The organism is Microscilla marina ATCC 23134 (assembly GCF_000169175.1).
In the GTDB taxonomy this organism is placed as follows: domain Bacteria; phylum Bacteroidota; class Bacteroidia; order Cytophagales; family Microscillaceae; genus Microscilla; species Microscilla marina.
The window spans coordinates 48,302-66,858 of record NZ_AAWS01000005.1; the positions used below are offsets into that span (position 1 = coordinate 48,302).

General features: G+C 41.4%; 8 protein-coding genes. 3 read left to right on the forward strand and 5 right to left on the reverse strand.

The features are described 5' to 3' along the window. Window positions 1–181 precede the first annotated feature (181 nt). Window positions 182–1,114, forward strand: a complete 933-nt coding sequence (locus M23134_RS05350) for a bifunctional riboflavin kinase/FAD synthetase (RefSeq protein WP_002694429.1) — start codon at window positions 182–184, stop codon at window positions 1,112–1,114. 63 nt (window positions 1,115–1,177) lie between these two features. Here the strand turns inward: M23134_RS05350 and M23134_RS05355 are convergent, their stop codons facing one another. Both M23134_RS05355 and M23134_RS05360 read right to left on the reverse strand, forming a co-directional pair. Further along, window positions 1,178–4,312: an Ig-like domain-containing protein gene (locus tag M23134_RS05355; protein WP_082226521.1), complete on the reverse strand. Its 3,135-nt coding sequence runs from the start codon at window positions 4,310–4,312 to the stop codon at window positions 1,178–1,180. Between the two features lie 121 nt (window positions 4,313–4,433). Next, a complete protein-coding gene (locus M23134_RS05360; RefSeq protein ID WP_157558355.1) occupies window positions 4,434–4,919 on the reverse strand; it encodes a hypothetical protein in 486 nt (161 codons plus the stop codon). Between the two features lie 280 nt (window positions 4,920–5,199). Between M23134_RS05360 and M23134_RS05365 the strand changes: the two genes are divergently transcribed. Then, window positions 5,200–6,354, forward strand: coding sequence for an ABC transporter permease (locus M23134_RS05365; RefSeq protein ID WP_002694432.1), 1,155 nt, complete (start codon window positions 5,200–5,202; stop codon window positions 6,352–6,354). A 421-nt stretch (window positions 6,355–6,775) separates the two neighbouring features. On the opposite strand, the gene M23134_RS37555 is transcribed toward M23134_RS05365, so the two are convergent. From M23134_RS37555 to M23134_RS05380, 3 genes are all read right to left on the reverse strand, one after another. Then, complete coding sequence (locus M23134_RS37555) at window positions 6,776–11,410, reverse strand: alpha-2-macroglobulin family protein (protein ID WP_002694433.1); 4,635 nt, start codon at window positions 11,408–11,410, stop codon at window positions 6,776–6,778. A gap of 37 nt (window positions 11,411–11,447) precedes the next feature. Further along, window positions 11,448–11,837 carry a carboxypeptidase-like regulatory domain-containing protein gene (locus M23134_RS05375; RefSeq protein ID WP_002694434.1) on the reverse strand — a complete coding sequence of 130 codons (390 nt, stop codon included), beginning with the start codon at window positions 11,835–11,837 and terminating at the stop codon, window positions 11,448–11,450. 232 nt (window positions 11,838–12,069) lie between these two features. Then, window positions 12,070–12,945 (reverse strand): MBL fold metallo-hydrolase, encoded by an 876-nt coding sequence (locus M23134_RS05380; protein ID WP_045113059.1) that lies wholly within the window; start codon window positions 12,943–12,945, stop codon window positions 12,070–12,072. A 758-nt stretch (window positions 12,946–13,703) separates the two neighbouring features. Here M23134_RS05380 and M23134_RS37560 point away from each other — a divergent pair. Beyond that, complete coding sequence (locus tag M23134_RS37560) at window positions 13,704–18,407, forward strand: IPT/TIG domain-containing protein (protein ID WP_053337251.1); 4,704 nt, start codon at window positions 13,704–13,706, stop codon at window positions 18,405–18,407. Window positions 18,408–18,557: the final 150 nt, after the last annotated feature.

The following is an 18,557-nucleotide window of genomic DNA, read 5'->3' on the forward strand; positions in this document are numbered from 1 at the left end:
TTGCCTTATTGGCTTTTGAATTCTTTCTAAATTCCGGATACCTATTTTGAACCTGCCATTAAAAACTAAACCTGTCAGAGTCTCGACTTTTACTAATGGTCAGATTATGTATATTTGTGGCAGTTTTTTGACAAGCAACCAATAGGGGTGCCAAGTACCCTTAAGACGTATCTTAATTTATATGAAAATACACAGGGGATTAGCCTCATTTACTCCCGGAGAATATACTATAGTAACCAGTGGTACTTTTGATGGTGTGCATGTAGGACATCAGAAAATTCTTGCTCGTATCAGAGAAATAAGTAGCAAAAGTAAGGGCGAAACCGTTCTTATTACATTTTGGCCACATCCCCGCATTGTGTTGTCTGATGGCAACACCGACCTGAAGTTACTATCTACCATCAACGAAAAAGCCCGATTACTTGAAAAGCATGGCATTGATCATTTGGTAGTATTACCTTTTACCAAAGAGTTTTCTCAGCTGAGCCCTGATGCTTTTATCAAGCAGGTATATGTGCAGGGGGTAGGTACTCAAAAACTAGTCATTGGTTATGACCATCGTTTTGGCAAAAACCGAGAAGGAGGATTTGACTATCTCAAAGAACACGCGTCGAGCTATGGTTTTGAAATTGAAGAAATTTCGCGACATGACATAGATGATGTGGTCATTAGCTCTACCAAAATACGCAATGCGCTTTTAGAAGGAAATATTGAAATTGCCAACCAATATTTGGGATATGCTTATAGCATCGAAGGTAAAGTAATGCATGGTGATAAGATTGGACGAACGATGGGTTTTCCTACGGCTAATCTGAATATTCCTGAAACTTTTAAGTTGATTCCGGCAGATGGTATTTATGCCGTAGAGGCAATACTGGGAGACGAACAACTCAGGGGAATGTTGTATATTGGCAATCGTCCTACTTTGTCAGGGGCAACCCAACGGCGTATAGAAGTGAACCTGTTTGACTTTGACCGTGATATATATGAAGAATCTTTAAATCTTTGCCTGGTAGCTAAAATCAGGGGAGACGAAAAACTGGATTCGTTGGAAGCGCTCAAGCTTAAATTGAAAGATGATGAGCGTAAATCGCGGGCAATTTTTGGAATGTAAAATATATAAAAAAGGGTAGCCATTGTGGCTACCCTTTTTTACGTGTTGTACTGATGAGCGCAATTACTGCACTACCAAAGTGCGTGAAATTACTTGTTTAGGAGTGATTACCTTGAGCACATAAGTGCCTTTGGGAAGTTTGCTCACATCTAAGCCACCCTCTACGTCATTGTTGCGTACTTGTCTGAGTAGTTTTTCAGCCACCAACTCACCTTTACTATTGTATAGTTCGGCTTTGGCAAGCTCTACGTTTAGTTTTTCTAAACGGATAGATACCTGACGACTTGTAGGATTAGGGTATATTTTGAGGAGTTGTTGTAATGAACTACTAATGCCTACCGCAGAACTGGAAGTAGTAAAAGCCCAGCTATTTTTGCCGCTGATTCCAGCAAAAGAAGTTCCACTTCCATTTTTGAAAGCGCCTGAGGCTACTTCAACATAAAACTTAGTACTGGTAGCCAGGTTGTTGGTTGGGTCAATGGTTACTGTAGCGTTTGATACGCTCACCTGACTGCTGGTAACATCAATGGTAGCTACTACGGCATCGTCTGTGTCTTTTTTGATAGTAATATTACCAGTACCTTTTGCTACATTTTCGTTGAAGGTGATTACCAGGTTGGTGGCCACCGATATATTGGTTCCATTGTTTGCTGGCAACAAAGTATTGGCAATGGGAGCATTGGTGTTGTTACCATCGGTCACTGTAGCACTAAAAGCACCTTTACCATGAGTTCCTACTGCGATCAAACCATCCACTGATCTGGTCTTGATCATAGACACGGGTACATTACCTATTACATCGGCGCTTACCTGAGTCCACGAAGTACTGGTACCATTGAGCGCATTGGTAAAGTACAACCCAGTACTTGTACCCGCATAGTATAGTTTGTTTCCAGTAGCAGGCTTATGTATGGCAAGCCAACGCACCGAAGCTCCATTGCCACTTCCATCAGTATTTTCTTCCAAGTTACCACTTACATCTGTCCAGTTGCTGCCCCCGTCGGTAGAGTGAAATACACTTTTTACCTTGTAGTTTGAGAAAGTTACAAACACATTATTAGCATCCTCTTCGTCTACGGCTATACAGCTTACGTGTGCCCCAGATGGAAATCCTTTACCCGTATAAATATTGGTACGGGTAGGAGAAGTTCCCGTGTTGGCATTTGTTAGTTTGTATAGTTGCCCATCGGTAGTACCATAGTACAATACATTGGCGGTACTTTTAGACACTGCCAGTACAGATATTTTTCCAGAACCAATAGAGGCAGACGTGAGTTGTTCCCAGCCAGTAGCTTTGGTACCGCTAAAGTTCCACCCTGTATTGATTGATTCTACATCTTTATGTCTCCACAACTCAGTACCAGCTGGATAGTACATGATTTTTTGATCATTTTTATCCAGTATAAAAGGGTTTACAAACAACTGCCCTGAAACATTGTAGCCCCCACTTGCAATACTTTCTTTTGAAGGATGTACGTGGTTGTTAGATGTCGGATTTTGTGGATCGGTTCCTTCGATACGTGCTACCGACCCATTCTGAGTACTGATGTAACGAATATTCTTTCCGGCAACTATGGCAGTGTAACACCCGTCACCTCCGCCTACTTCTTCGCCCCATACAGAAGTGCTTCCGGTAGCGTTTACTGACCAGTTGCCATTGTCTTGAAAGCCCATGATCAGTCGGTTGTCGCCACTGGTAGTAGGGTCAATGGCTATAGAATAAGCCTGTGTGGTATAATATCCATTATTGAGGGCTGTCCAGGTAACAGGGTGAGGTTTGCTTCTTCCGGTGGGAGTACCATCAGTAGCCGTGATGTCTCCTTTACTTACGCCTCCATCGTGTCCACACAATACTTCGGTGTTGCTGTTGGGCATAAATATAAAAGAGTGTATATCGGGGTGGTGGTTGGGGTAGCGGCTAATATCATTGTCGGGAGAGTAACCACCTATCCATCGAGAGTTTCCTGTGTTGTTGGTGTTTACTGCGGTGGCAAAGCCATCACTGGAGCGATAAAGACTGGTGCCCCCAATAAAGACATAGTTTTCATTGTCTGGTTTTACAGACATGATCATGTTATAAGAGCCTTGAGTATTGAGGTTACCCACATTGCCCCCTACAGCAGGTAAGTTTGCTGAGCGGTCTGTCCAGCCTGCACCTCCGGCTTCATACTTATAAAGCTTATAAGTTTTAGATTGGTTGGATACAAAAAACCACACGATGTTGGAGTTAGAAGGGGCTATTGCTACTTCTATGCGTTCCCAGGAAGTAGGCATAGATCCTGGAGAAGTGATTTTAGTCCAAGTAATTCCATCAGTTGAGGTGAAAAAACCTTTGTTGGTGCCTGAACTGTGAGTACCTGCATAGTATACCTTAGACGAAACTCCTGTTTTAAGCACGTCCATTTGGGTCAGGTCTGTTGTAAAACTAGCTTTAGCATCCAGTACTTGAGTCCAGGAAGTACCCCCATCTGTAGAGCGGTAAACCCCTTTAAAGTTGGCAACCAACACAGCACTGTTGATAGGGTCTATGACAATGTCGTGGCAAAACTGCCACTCTGCCCTGGTACCTCCTCCGAAGGTAACACTGCTGGTGGGTTTAGTACTTGACAATTGCGACCAGGTGGCGCCGTTATCAGTAGATTTGAATACCCCATCGCCTAGATAAGTAGCACCTCCCATATTGGTAGATACAGTACCTATAGCCTCACCTGTAGTGTAATACCAAGTGTCTTGATTGATTGGGTCTTGAGCTATACCAGTAATAGATGGATTGGTGTTAGGGCTTGATACCATTGTCCAGCTGGTACCTCCATTGGTAGAACGATAAAGTCCTCCTGAGGCTCCGCCTATCATTATAATGCTGGTGTTACGGGTATCTACCCCAAGGGCACGGGTACGCCCTCCTACATTGTAGGGCCCTCTTATACTAAAAGCTCCGCCAGTAGTACGGGCATTGGGGTTGAGCGAAGGTAACAAACGTGCTCTGGAACTATATACATAATTGAGTTCTTTCTCTCTCATGTTGAGCGGTATTTTACCTGTGGCAGGGTCGCGCAACATCATTGTTTCGTGCTTTAGCCGTTCTATGCGGTTTTCTTTTACCTTCTTGACTTTGGTTGTTTGTTGAGCCTGGGCAGTAATCCACCCAAAAACAATGAAAATCATTAGGGTATTGAATAGTATACAATGTTTTTTCATAAAATGTAAATATTTACTTTGCCTAAGTAACTGTAAAAATAATGTGTCCTGAAAGAGCGAGAATGACTACCCTCAGGAATAGGTGATTCTGACAGAGCTGTTGATGAATAATTATAAAAAGTTATTTCGAAAGAGGTTGATAAGAAACTACTTGATAATTAAGATTGTTGGCTGCTTTGCGACTATATATTATATCTGCTTCAAAGCGATCTCCTTTTTTTAAACCGGGAAAATGTTTTTTAAGCTCAGGAAAAACATCTTTGGTTGCGCCTAATGTTTTTATAAAATAAGTGTCGAGTTGTTGTCCCTGGTTTACTTCTCCCACAAAAAAAGCACCTTTGCCTACTATTTTTTCTACGGCAATGGTTGCCTCACAAGGGTTTTTGCTACAAGCAGTATTTCGGTCTGATGTGTTGATAGGTTTTACTTTTACTAGTTTGGCTATTACTCTAATGGTGCCTCTTGCTACCGGGCGTTCTTGATCAACTACAGCTTTTGTTTCGTTACTTTTGGTAGTAGTGCTGGTGTTGGTAGTGGGTGTTTTGGTTTTACATTGCCAGCAACTCATCACTATCATCACGAAAATTAGTTTCTTTAATGTATGCATATTTGCTTCAATAAGTGATTTATGTTTGTATTGATGAATAAATGCTTTTCTAAAAGTTAGTTGAAAATCACCCAAAGTATAGGTGGGTTTTAGTGGAGCAGCAGGTGTTTGATTATGATACTTACTAACGTAATTCGTTTTTTTTGGTTAAACCTTACATACAAAATGTTCCTATATTTTTACAATATCAGATTAGGTATACAAAAAACGCACTATAGGTTTTGAACATAGTCTTTATTAGCATTTCTTTGTCCGCTTATTCGCACCATTGACCTTGATCATGTTCAATTTATTGTCTTACGCTTTACATTCATTATTGCGGCGCTGGCGCAAACAGGTGGCTCTAGTAGCTATTTATGCCTTGGTAGTAGCCTTTTATGCTTCGGTTGTTTTTTTTACTACTTCGCTCAAGCACGAAACCCGTACGGTATTAAAAAACGTGCCCGAACTATGGATACAAAAACTTGCTGGGGGGCGTTTGGTGCCTATGCCTAAGGCTTTTGTAGACTCATTGCAAGACATTCGTGGGGTACAAGCAGTAATACCCAGGGTGTGGGGGTATAACTATGACTCGCCTACTGGAGCTGTGTTTACCGTGGTGGGTTCCGATTCTTTGGTGCAAGGGCTTTCTATGGTGCAAACCTCACGTCAAGGAAAACTACAAGCAGGGATGGCCTTGTGTGGCACTGGTTTTTTAGAACTGAGAAAACTAAAAGTAGGCGATAGACTCACTGTATATGATGATACCGGAGAGGCAAAAAGTTTTGAGATTGTGGGAGCATTTACGGCGGCATCTGACTTACTCACCCGCGACTTGATTGTATTGCCTACCAAGGCAGCCCAAGAGATATTAGGGTTACAGCCCAATGAGGTAACTGATGTAAGCTTAAGAATTAGCAACAGCAACGAAATAGAAAATATTGGAAGAAAACTTGACCTAAGGTTTTCGGGCATTCGGGTAGTTACTAAAGACCAACTGGGGGCTACTTATGAAGCATTGTTTAGCTGGAGAGGCGGTATTTTTATTTATGGAACTATTTTGGCGATTTTTGCCTTTTTGATTCTCGCTTGGGAACGTGCCAGTGGGCTAAGTGCCGAAGATCGCAAAGAGTTGGGCGTACTTAAGGCGGTAGGTTGGCAAATATCAGATGTGCTATGGATGAAGTTCTGGGAAGGAGTCATTATATCTCTTTCGGCCACCTTGAGCGGGATGATCATTGCCTATGTACATGTATTTGTATTCCATGCACCTTTGCTCAAGCCTTTTCTTATTGGTTGGTCAGAGTTGTACCCATCTTACGATTTATTTCCGGTATTTGACCTGAGTAGTTTTTTGGCAATATGTTCCTTGTCGGTTATTCCATACCTTACAGCTACCTTGGTGCCTGCCTGGCGTGGGGCTATTACTGACCCTGCCGAGGTAATGCAAGACTAAATAACCTGTAATGGGTCTTTGTTAGAAGCCTCAACAGGGTTCTAGGTACACCCTATTTAACTGCGTTGAGCTCATCACAGCAAGTTGCTGTAGATTCGGTTCATAGGTAGCTAATAATTCATAGGATGCTTATTTTTAGTTATAAAAGAATTGCGAGTAACTGTTTTTAAAAGCAGTTACTCGTAAATCTCATGTTTCTAATGCTTGGGAATTGTTCAAAAATAAATTTACGCTCTGAGAGGTGATTTTTCGCCTTGATACTTCGTTATTTTTAGCCGTTGGCAGAGCTCGGCACAGCGTAGCTGTAGCCATCGGTTTTTGCCCGTAGCGCTGCTATGGGCGCAAAAAATAGCCTCGTCTCAAAACAAAACCTCTACCTCAAGAATAGCAATTTAATTTCTCACTATTCCTTGGCTTAGCCCTAATTCACTTCTTTATTTTTTATCACCACATGTACTCCAGGTTGCCAGTGTTTGTACTCACTGGTATAATAAAGGTAAGCATTACTTGCCTTTGCCCGGTATACTCCTGGCACATCTGCCTTGAGGTCAAGGTGAATTTTTCGACTTGCCTTGGCAGCAATGCCTCTGAAATAAAATATTACATAACCTTTATTGAGCTCATAGTAAGCAAACCTGCCTTCTTCCTGAAGTTTTTTCAGTTGCCAAGGTTGGGCACTCAAGCCTGAGGGTATACCCACCAAAGCCATGGGCGAAGGCACCCCCTGTGTCTGTTGGTTGGTTACTACGGTGGTTAGGCGCACAGTTTCGTTTACATTTACGGTATTGGTTGCCAGGGTGGTTTTTAGGGCAAGGGCACACTTTGGATTCGACGCTGGTTGATAAGTGTGGTAATTGATATCGAGCGAAAATGGAATTACCTGTTGTTTTGACCCAAATTTTACTGAAAGGTTTTGCGCTCCTTTTTGCAGAAATTTTTCCAGACCAGAGATGCTTATTTTTCCTAATTGTTTTTTAGCGTAAGTAGCACTACCAATCAGTTGGTTATCACGGTACACCATCAGCTTACCATTCTCTTGCCCCGGCGGCTGGTGTTTTGCGTAGGTAGTCAAAGCTTTGAGCGCAAGTATAGTTCCTTGAGTAGAGCCAAAGTATCCTCCACTTCGTTTACTGAGCATAAAGTTGATCAGTTTTTGTACGTATCCCAAGTCTGGCAATTTTTGCTGAAGTTCGGCAAGTACCATCAGGGCACTGGTTTCTATCTGGCGAGATACTCCCCCCGCCCGTACTATCGTTTGTTCGGTATTGCACTTGCCTACTCCCTGGCTGGCAAGTTGTTGCTTGAGCAAGCGTTGTAGACGCAACGTTTGACGGGTTTTATTTAGCTTTACCGAAGCAAGCGCCAGCAGTGCCATACGGTAGGCATCTTTACTTTTCACGGCTTCTTTATAGGCTTTTCTGTACTCCTTTTCAATTTCTTCAGTTACCCCGGCAAACGATAACGCGTATACAACATAGGCATTGTTTACAGTTTGACTGGCAGCAGCAAAGCCATATTTACCTCGGTTTTGTTTAAAATTACCTTGGCCATCACGTCGTGATAGCAACCACTGCTTGGTTCTTTTTATCAAGGCAGGGTCTACACCATTGTATACTTTCTGCATTTCCAAAAACTCCATCAAGCCATAGGCTGTCAAACCCTCGTGGGGAGGCGTTTGGCCATACCAATCAAACCCCTTTTCACTGGTTTCATAAGCCGCAAGTTTTTTGTATCCATCAGCGATGTATTTCAAGGCTTTTTCTTTTAGTTCAGGAGCTGTTCTTTTAGTTTGTTCTAAAAATTGTAACGCAATAATGTTAGGGTAAGTGCTGGAAGACACTTGCTCGAAACACCCATAAGGACGACGGATAATGCTTGCCACGCCATCTATCAAATCGCCCAATGCGTTGGGATATGCGCTTAACTCTACCTTAAAAGTGCTGTTGACTACTTCTGGAATGTTTACCTTAAAAGTGTTGTTTTGGGCGTTTCCGCCAAAAGACTGAGCCACTGGAAAACCTTTGGCAAACACCTCAATGGTTTCGCTGACACTTTCTGGGTATCGTTTATTGGCAAAACGAATGCGCAATTGATTGTTTTCTTTTGCTTTCAGTGTACGCATTGTCACCCCTGACAAATACACAGTACGGGTAGTGTAGGGCAATACTTCGGTAGTTACACCAGTGCTGTTAAACCTGATAGCATCTGGTGTTTGTACCACTAGTTTTCCCACAATTGGTCGGTCAGTATTATTGGTGAGGTATACCGGAATGCTGATTTCATCATTTACGGTAAAGTACATTGGTATTTTTGCGGTGAGCTCAAAAGGTAATTTGGTAAAATAAGTATGTTCAGCACGCCCCAGTTTTTGGTTCACGCCTACCCCTTCGGCTATTATTCTAAAAGAAGTAAGTGCGTCATTGTTCCAAAAAGTAAGGGTGGCTTTCCCTGTTTTATCTGTGATTACCTCTGGGTTCCAGTAAATAGTATTTCTGAAGTCAGTGCGTACCACATTGCGTGGTTGTGGGGCAGTATATTTGACAGCTTGATACTTTTTTACCCGTGAAAAGTTGAGTTGGGCGGCACTGACGTGGGTGCTTGCTGTGACCGCTACATAAGGGCTCATTTTATAATTTGCCTGATTAGCATTCTTCAGCCAGCGTACTGGTTTTTTGGTGGTAATTGCCAGTACTTTGCTGGAGCTTATGTGATGACCATATTTTGCCCGTGCTATTTTGCTCGTTTCAGTTTTGAGGGTTTGAATGTTATCTGGGTCAATGGCTTTGAGCATTCCCTTATTTTTTATTACCTTTCCATTGATCACCAAGGTAGCATTACGCATCGAGTTTAGGGATTCTCCCTTGTAATACTTGGGCAGTATGCTGTCTTTACTACCTGGCAAGTTCTTGTTGCTAGAGATCGGTTGTTGATTGTTGACCGCGCTTATTTTGGGCAGTTTTTTGGGCGCTTTCTTTTTTACTGTATTTACTGCCTTATTTTGTTGCTTGCGTCTTTTCTTTCGGCGACGACGCTTGGCTTTTCTGGCGGCAGCCCTGGTGTTATTGTTTCTTTGAATCACCTGAACACTTGAACCAACACTTCGCGCACTCGTTTTATTGGCATATCTGGTCACTACAACTTCTTGTAACATTTGTGGATTTTCCTCTAGTGTAATATTGTATGAGTTTCTCTTAATCTTTCGGCTGTCCAAGGTAATTATCACAGGTTGCCCATTGTTGGCTTTGGCAAACAACTGTACTTCAGTAGTAGGGTCTATATTGGCAAACATAAAGCGTCCATCTTTGCCTGTACTTACTTTTACTGAGCGTTGCTTACCCGATAATTCGTACAAGCTTACTTGGGCTTTGGTAGCTTGGTTGGTTTTTTCATTGAGTATTTTACCCGTAATTATGTTGTACAGTTCTTTTTTGTGTTTTTTCTTGGGCAACTCATAACTGCGCCAGCCGTGGGTAAGCATTACATAGTCGAGCGCCGGAATCGCCTTGGGCTTGCGCTTATTGAAATAAAAACTTGGCTCATACACCTTGCCGCTTATTTCGGCACTCATCAGCATATAAGATAGTAGGTTATCTTGTTTGTCGTCTGCCAGATTAATTATTTTGTCATCTACCACTGCCACTGAGAGGTTAGCTACCACAGGTTGCCCGTTTTCGTCGGTAGTCACAATGTCTGCCACGACCTTTTCGCGGGGTTGGTAGCTTTTTTTGCGGGTTTTAATTGTTACCCTTAGGTTTTTATCAGGGTTGGCAAACCACAACCGCTCACATACAGGTTGTTGTTTAGCGTTATACAGGGTGATTTTGCTGATCCCTACCGGCACTTTATCTGTTTGTATCGTGACAGTTTTTTGGGTGGTTTCTGCCAATAGTGTTTTTGAAAAATAAACTTGACTGTTGCTCTGGGCTACCAGCAAAACCGGAGTGCGGCGGGTGCTTTGGTAATGTACCTTGAGGCTGTTTTTTTTATGTTTTTCTATTTGCATACTTACTCCACTGCGGGTGGCAGTGGGTAAGGAGTAGGTTGTTTTTATTCCAGCAGGGCGGGTAATGCGTGCCTGGTAGGTTTCATTGGCTTTGGGGGTAAACTTAAAAGCCCCCATCCCTTGATGAAAACTGGCAAATGTTTGTACTTCATTGCCCTTGCTATCTAGTACTATGCCCTCTATATCGGCAGGTTTACCAAACTCGTTCAGTGCCTTGAAAGCCATTTTGCCTGGGATGCCTCCGACACAAGTGCCCCCTTCAGGCAAAAACTGCACATCAATATTGCCCAGTACAATAGGTATGGAGCGGCTGATAGACTCCGTTTTCCCTTGATGGCTTACCACTACATTCAGTAATCCATCGTTGTCTTTGAGCGAAGCAGGCAGTTTTATTTTTATCAATGCTTTGCCCTTGGCATTGGTGAGCACTTCAGCTTTTTGGTAAGCCTGCCCTGAGAGCTGCACCCGGTAATCTATAGTCTGAAAAGCAATAAAGTTATATTTCAAGTCCTTGGCCTCTAAGGTGGCTTCTACTACATCATTGTTTCCGTAGGCTTCTTTTTTAAAGTCAAGCTGCAGCAGCAATTGTGGCTTAATCACTTTTTGCAGTTGAATTTTCTTTTCATAGAAAGCCACTTTGCCAAAGTTTTGAAGCCATTGGGTGTAAGCCCGCAAAGTATATACACCACCTGCCCAGCTTTTGCCCAAAGCAAAATTTCCTGCAATTTTTCCTCCTTGTACTGGGCGGGTGAGTTTTTTTATCACACTGCCTTTGGGGTTGAGCAGTTCTACATACGCCACTGTACTTACCTTACTACGGTCTGTCTTGCCGATTGCTTGTAGATAGCCACTAAACCACACATCTTCGCCAGGGTAATAAAGCGTTTTGTCAGCGTGTAGATAGATTTTTTCGGGGGCTGCTTTCTGCTTGGTTACATCCTTTGCCTCAAAGTTGATCTGTTTCAGTAGTTGGTCATCGTTGAGCAAAACAAATGCGCCCAATAGTACTACACAAAGCAAAGCAGTACTTAAAATAAAGTGTTTAGTTTTCATTATAGTTAGTTTTTAACTCTTGTTTTTTTTTCCGTGATTAATTGTCATCCTTCAATATGCCTATTGCCTTGAGTGATAATTTGCGTATTACTTTTTTCCACTTCCTTACCACATCCTTTTGTTCGTGACTACCCGTACTATAGAGTTCCAAGTCTTTAACCTGGATCATTCCGTCTACTTCTAACTCCTTTGGTTTCATTGCTATAAACGAAAATACAAGCGTAGCACCAGTGGGAACCTTAAGAGAGTATTTACCATCAATATCGGTAGCAGTGCCACGATTAGTTCCTTTGATAAGAACATTTACTCCAGGAAGTGCCTCACCTTGTACATCGGTTACTTTACCTGAAATAGTTTTATTGTTTTGAGTATAAGCACTGAAAGAAAAAATGCAGCAGAGAATAATGGCAAGTAGCGTTGTTTTCATCAGTATATTGATTTGTCAATGGTGAATAATAGATTCTTTTAAAAGAGAGGTGCAATTGTAATGTTCCCCTATACACTTGCTTGTAATAAATAGCGAGTAAAAAAGTTCAAGTGTAACTTGAAGACAAGCGAAAAAAAATAAAGGAGTAGAGGTGGAGTGAAACTATTGGTAACCCCTTGAGTTTTGAAAACAAGGAGTTGTATTTTAAGTTTTACTGGAAAAGGTGCAGGATTTATTTGTTGATTGAAGGCTGCCTGTTTTGTAAAATGTCCCAGTGTACCTGGCCTGGTAATACCCGGTGTACCGGAATGTTGAGGGTGTATTGATGGCATAACTCCCGAATGGCAGTATCGATATGTTCGCTGGAGTAACGAGATGAAAAGTGCCCTAAAATTAATTGTTCTACATCAATGCTTGCCACCATTTCTATTACTTCTTCAAGGTAACTATGTGGGTGACGGTTTTCTTTGTTATTGGCTACCTGGTCTATAAAAGTAGCTTCGTGAATTAATATTTTGGAGTGGTTAAACCGTTCATAGTCTTCTACCGGAGTATCACCCGAATAGCTAATGACATTGGTGCGAATCTCATTGGTGGTTGCTTCGATGCCTTTTTCATCTTTGATTTTTTTTATTTCCAAACCACTCAAGTTTGCCAGTTCAGGTTTAAGCTTTCGTTTTATCTGCATTACTTTATAGCTCAAACTCTTGGTTACACCTTCAGCGGCTTTTACATGACCATTTTGTACAGGTTCTACTACAAAGTCATCTTTGATAGCAATGCGTGATTGACTAGTGGTAGGGTGCCAAATGGCACCTTGTATGTGTGGGTCAAATTTCTGACAAAAATCTGCTAAAGCTGGAAAAGAGCCACAATCGGCGGGATAATGAATATGTAAACCTGAGCGGGCATTGAGTTGGTTAAATTGCAATAGCCCTGTCAGGTGGTCACGGTCGGCATGGGAAATCAAAACGTGTTTTATTTTTCTCGACTTTTGCAATAGGTTGGCAGTAATGCCTTCACCAGCATCAAATAAAAGTCCCAGTTCTTCGACAAAATACCAAGTAGCAAATAATGCAGTAGAGTATCCAGTAATAGTAAGATTCATTAGATTATTTTTTAATACAGGTTCAGAAGTTTGCTTCAAGTAGTGCGTGTGTTCAGATGATGGAGGAGTTTGGAGTAGAGAATGTGTGTCGTTTATAAACGGTGTACTGCTTTATTGAAGAAGTTTATTTTGTATAACCTTTAATTATTGGGGCAGAAATATATGACAAAACTCAAATAGTTATAAGAAATATTTACCTTTAACGAATTTTACGTTGCTATAGTTTTGTTATTCACTTTAATATTGGTTGTTTTTTTTGTTTACCTACTTTAAAGAAATAATAAATTGAAAATGAGTGTTTTATGGAAATAGACTTCAATTATGTTTTCTTTTTTCAGCCAAATAATTGGAAAGTGATACCCTCAATTATTAGTTGTTTACTTTTTGTTTACCCTCAATTTTAGGCGATATTTTTATATTAAGGTAGGTTTGCAACATATTTTCAAAGTCATCACAAAACCTCAATTTTTAGAACTATTAGAAACATTATCAGCACCCCCATCAAAATAAAGTATCGCTAAATGTAAAGCCTCACTTTTTATACAATCAAAAATTTATTTTACAAAACTTTAAGATTTGACAGCTGCCATATACACAACGGCAAAGGGTGTCTAAATGTTTACGGTTTTGAAATCAGGGATGATGAAGACTTTGATATTAAATTCAATTTTTACACTCAACAAATACAAGTATTATTTAGGTAACAAATACCACTTTATTATTCAACTATTTTTATTTATTACACTTATTATTAAAGTATGAGAAATCGATATACTACGATTGGTAAAATTTTGCTAACATTTGCTGTTTTTATCAGTAGTTTTCAATTAGCTACTGCCCAGCAAGAACCTGGAAAAAAAGGTTATCAGAAAGTAAAGGATGATCCTAACGGGAGACTGAAGTACGAAACAAATATGTTGAAAGACCCTCGTACGGGCAAAATTCCTGAAGGCATTCACCGAAAGGAACTAGAGTATGTATACTCTCCTAAAGCCAAATTGCAACAACAGTATAACAAAGGTAACAAGTACGCAAAAAGTACTACTGCTCTTCCTGGTACTGCAAAGTGGCAAAAACGCGGTCCTTACAATGTAGGTGGTCGTACACGTGCTTTAGCCATTGACATCAACAACGAAAATCTTATTTTGGCTGGTGGTGTGTCAGGCGGGATGTGGCGCTCAGACGACAGAGGCGCAAGCTGGACAAAGGTAACAGGTGCGTCGCAACACCACAGTGTGACTGCCGTAGCTCAAGATCCTCAAAATCCAAATACCTGGTATTATGCCACAGGTGAGGGTAGAGGTAACTCTGCCAGTGCTTCTTTTTCTGCAATTTATGCAGGTAGCGGAGTTTACAAGTCTACTGACAATGGTTTAACCTGGGTTCAGTTGGCAAGTACTGCTTCTTTGGAAACAGAAAATGACAACCCTTTCCGTATTGCCTGGAACATTAAAGTACACCCTACTACTGGTGATGTTTATTTAGCTACTGGACGTGCCTACAGCACAAGTACAGGTGCTATCTGGCGCTCAACTGATGGTGGTACTACCTGGAACAAAGTAATAGACGGTGGTAACGCAGTATATACTGATATAGAAATTGCAGCTAATGGTTTAATGTATGCTACCATTGCTAGTTCTTCTACTACTGCTTTCAAAGGTATTTACCGTTCTACCAATGGCACCGACTGGACAGACATTACTCCTGCTAGCATGCCTGTTTCTTATGCACGTGTAGTATTGGATATTGCTGCTTCTAACACAAATGTAGCCTACTTCTTTGCTGCTACACCTGGAGCTGGAGTAAGTGGCCATAGCTTTTTTAAATATACTTATACTGCGGGTGTAGGTAATGGTGATGGAACTACTGGTAACGGTGGTGCCTGGGAAAACCGCTCAAGCAACCTACCTGCCTATGGTGGAAACGTTGGTAACCTTGCCCAAGCTAACTACAACCAGTTTGTAAGAGTAAAGCTTGATGACGAAAACGTAGTATTTATAGGTAGTACTAACTTGTACCGCTCGCTTGATGCATTTGCTACTGATACTCAAAACGCTTGGGTAGGTGGTTATTCTACGCTCAACAACGTAAGTACTTACCCAAATCATCACCCTGATAACCACGCCTTGGCATTTTTCCCTTCTGATCCTACAAAAATGATTAGTGGACACGATGGAGGAGTAAGCTATACAGATGATAACCTGGCAACAAATCCTACACACCCAGTGGCTTGGACTTCTTTGAACAACGGTTATTATACTACCCAAATTTATGGTATGCACATTGACCCTGAAACTGCTGGTGACAATCGTTTGATCATTGGTTTGCAAGACAATGGTAAGTGGACAGTAAATGACAAGTCTTCTACGGCTATATGGGGCGAAGAAGTTGGTGGTGGTGATGGTGCCTTTGTTGCAATTACCCCAGGTAAAGACACAAGGTATACCAGTACTCAGTTTGGTAAAGTAGCTCGTGTAGAAGGTGCTGATCCTCAGAACCCTACAGCTGCTGTACACGTATTCCCAGCGGGTGCATCAGGTCAATTGTTTGTGCATCCTTTCGCACTTGATCCAAGTGATTATAAAATTATGTATTACCCAGGTGGTGGCAATTTATGGAGACATAACGATGTTGAGAGCATCAATTCAGGTTGGAACTTTGGCGGAACAGCTGATCCGGGATGGACTAATCTTACCAATGCTGCTGTTCCAGGGTCTATTACTGCTGTTGCTGCATCAAAAGCCAACCCTAGCTATAGAGTATATTATGGTACCTCAACAGGTAGTGTGTATCGTTTAGACAGTGCAAATACAGGTAACCCTGTGGCTGTACAAGTTTTGGCAGGTCAGGGTGGTTATTTAAGTTGTGTGGCTATTGACCCAACCAATGCTGACCGAGTGTTTGCTGTATTTAGTAACTACGGTATTCAGAGTATTTTTTACTCTGCCGATGGAGGTGCTAACTGGACAGATGTAGGGGGTAACCTAGAAGAAAACCCTGATGGTTCTGGTAATGGTCCTTCGGTTAGATGGTTAGACATACACGTAAACAGCTCTGGTACTACTACTTATTACGCAGGTACCAGTACAGGACTATATGCTACAAATGCAATCTCTAGTGCTACTAACTGGGTACAAGAAGGTGCCAACACCATTGGTAACACAGTTGTAACAAGAGTTCGTTCAAGAGGTATTGATGGTTTGGTAGCAGTTGGAACGCACGGAACTGGTGTGTATAGTGCCAATGTAGGTCAAAGCGACAATGTAGCAATCGCTTATTTTAGCCCAATGATTGGTGAGCCAGGCGAGCAGGTAACAATCAACGGTATTCGTTTTGATGCCAATGCAGCTAACAATACTGTGAAAATTAACGGTATGGTTGCCAATGTGGTGTCGGCTTCTGCCAATAACTTAGTAGTAACTGTGCCTAATGGAGCTACTTCAGGTAAAATTACCGTAGAGGTAAATGGACAAACTGCTACCAGTGCCAAAGACTTTACAGTAATTTTACCAATTGCTAAATATCCTTATACTGAAAGTTTTGAAGAAGGTACAAGCAATTGGAAGCTGGCTGTAGATGGAAACGATTTCAACTGGGCAGTTGGTCAGGGCAGCACTCCTTCATCAGAAACAGGACCAAACAAAGCAAGCGAAGGTTTGTACTATATGTATGTAGAGTCTAGTGACCCTAATTATCCAGAAAAAAAGGCAGCTTTACAAAGTCGTTCTTTTGACTTGACCAGTTTGAGTGAGCCTACCCTTGTTTTTGCCTACCACATGTTAGGTGACACTACTATGGGAACTCTTCAGGTAGAAGTAACTGCCGATGGGGTGACTTGGGACAGCACCTGGTCTGCAACAGGTAATCAAGGTGAGCAATGGAAAACAGCTGTACTTGATTTATCTGCTTATAAATCAGCAAATACTAGAATACGTTTTGTAGGAACTACCGTAGATGGCTGGAAAAGCGACATGGCCATTGATGCACTTACCATTACTGAAAAAGGTGCTCCTGCTATTACAGGTTTTACTCCTTTGAGCGGTTTCGAAGGACAAGTAGTGACTGTAAGTGGAGTAAACTTTGGTACTACTACTGCCACTAATTTGGTAACGTTTAACGGTACAGCTGCACAACTGACTGCTGCGACTGATTCATTGCTTACTACTAGTCTTCCTGCAACTGCTACTACTGGTAAAATTTCGGTAACTGTAGCTGGGCAAACTGCTGTAAGTATGAGTAACTTTAACGTGATTGAAGTAATCAATACTTTTCCTTATAAAGAAAGCTTTGAAGATGCCGCATTGGGTAACTGGGAACAATCATTTGATGATGACTTGAACTGGGATCGTAACCAAGGAGGAACTCCTTCATTTAACACAGGACCAGGTCAGGCTTCAGATGGAGCTTATTATATGTATGTAGAGGCAAGTGGTGATGGGTATCCAAGCAAAAATGCTCTATTGTCAAGCCCACCAGTAAATGCTCGTACGCTTACAAGTCCTACGCTTACTTTCGATTACCACATGTATGGTGCAAATATGGGTAGCCTTGTATTAGAAATCAGTAAAGACAACGGTGCTACCTGGAGTCCAATCTGGTCTAAGTCAGGTGACCAAGGTGATGTTTGGAAAACTGACTCTGTAAGCTTAAAAGCACACAAGTATGCTACTATGATGTTCCGTTTTTCAGGTACTACTGGTGCTACTTGGTTAAGTGATATGTCTATTGACAATATCAACATCAAAGAAGGTTTTGTAACCGAGTTGCCTATTGCTGACTTTAAAGTAAGCCGTACCGAAATTTGGGAAGGTGAAAGCTTAAAATTCAACAACGAGTCGCAAAATGCGGTAACTTATTTGTGGAAAATTTCAGGTGGCGAAGCAGCGACCAGTACTGAAAAGAGCCCCACCGTAAAATATAACAAGGCAGGTTCTTATCATACTATCTTGATTGCTTATAACTCGCTTGGGCAAACTTCGGTAAAAACTGTAGCTATTACTGTAAAGGCTCGTCCAAAACTACCTATTGCCGACTTTAAAGTAAGCAATACTACTATTTATGAAGGCGAAGGCTTGAAGTTTAACAACGAGTCTAGACACGCCAGCCGTTACGAGTGGAAGTTCTCAGGTGGTAATATTACCAGCAGCACTGAAACAAGTCCTTATATCTCTTATAACAAAGCGGGTACTTACCACGCAACCTTGATTGCCTACAATGCAAACAATCAAAGTGATTCTAAAATTTTAGAGATTAAAGTAGTGAAAAGAGGTGCTTCTAATGTAACAGGTTCAGTAGTAGACGTAAAAATCTACAGCAACACTGGGGCATTGATGAGAACAACCAGAATTGCTGAGGATGCTCAACCTACTGAAAGCTTAAAAGGCTTACAAAAAGGCTTGTATTTTGTACACGTGTACACTGCACAAGGAGTTAAAAAATACCAAATAGTGAAACAAGACTAGTTGATTTTCAACTGCCAAATTGGGTGAAGTAATACTTGCCTGTTTTTGGTAAATCTTGTTCAGTAATAAATAAAAAACGACTGTAGACAATTAAGTTTACAGTCGTTTTTGTTTTTATCAAAGTAGCCAATACTAGATCAGCTCTTCACT

Bases quoted from the DNA above. Each gene is read 5' to 3' on its own strand.
- M23134_RS05350 (WP_002694429.1), top strand. From the start codon at position 182: ATGAAAATACACAGGGGATTAGCCTCATTTACTCCCGGAGAATATACT.
- M23134_RS05365 (WP_002694432.1), top strand. From the start codon at position 5,200: ATGTTCAATTTATTGTCTTACGCTTTACATTCATTATTGCGGCGCTGG.
- M23134_RS05360 (WP_157558355.1), bottom strand. From the start codon at position 4,919: ATGCATACATTAAAGAAACTAATTTTCGTGATGATAGTGATGAGTTGC.
- M23134_RS05375 (WP_002694434.1), bottom strand. From the start codon at position 11,837: ATGAAAACAACGCTACTTGCCATTATTCTCTGCTGCATTTTTTCTTTC.
- M23134_RS37555 (WP_002694433.1), bottom strand. From the start codon at position 11,410: ATGAAAACTAAACACTTTATTTTAAGTACTGCTTTGCTTTGTGTAGTA.
- M23134_RS05380 (WP_045113059.1), bottom strand. From the start codon at position 12,945: ATGAATCTTACTATTACTGGATACTCTACTGCATTATTTGCTACTTGG.
- M23134_RS05355 (WP_082226521.1), bottom strand. From the start codon at position 4,312: ATGAAAAAACATTGTATACTATTCAATACCCTAATGATTTTCATTGTT.
- M23134_RS37560 (WP_053337251.1), top strand. From the start codon at position 13,704: ATGAGAAATCGATATACTACGATTGGTAAAATTTTGCTAACATTTGCT.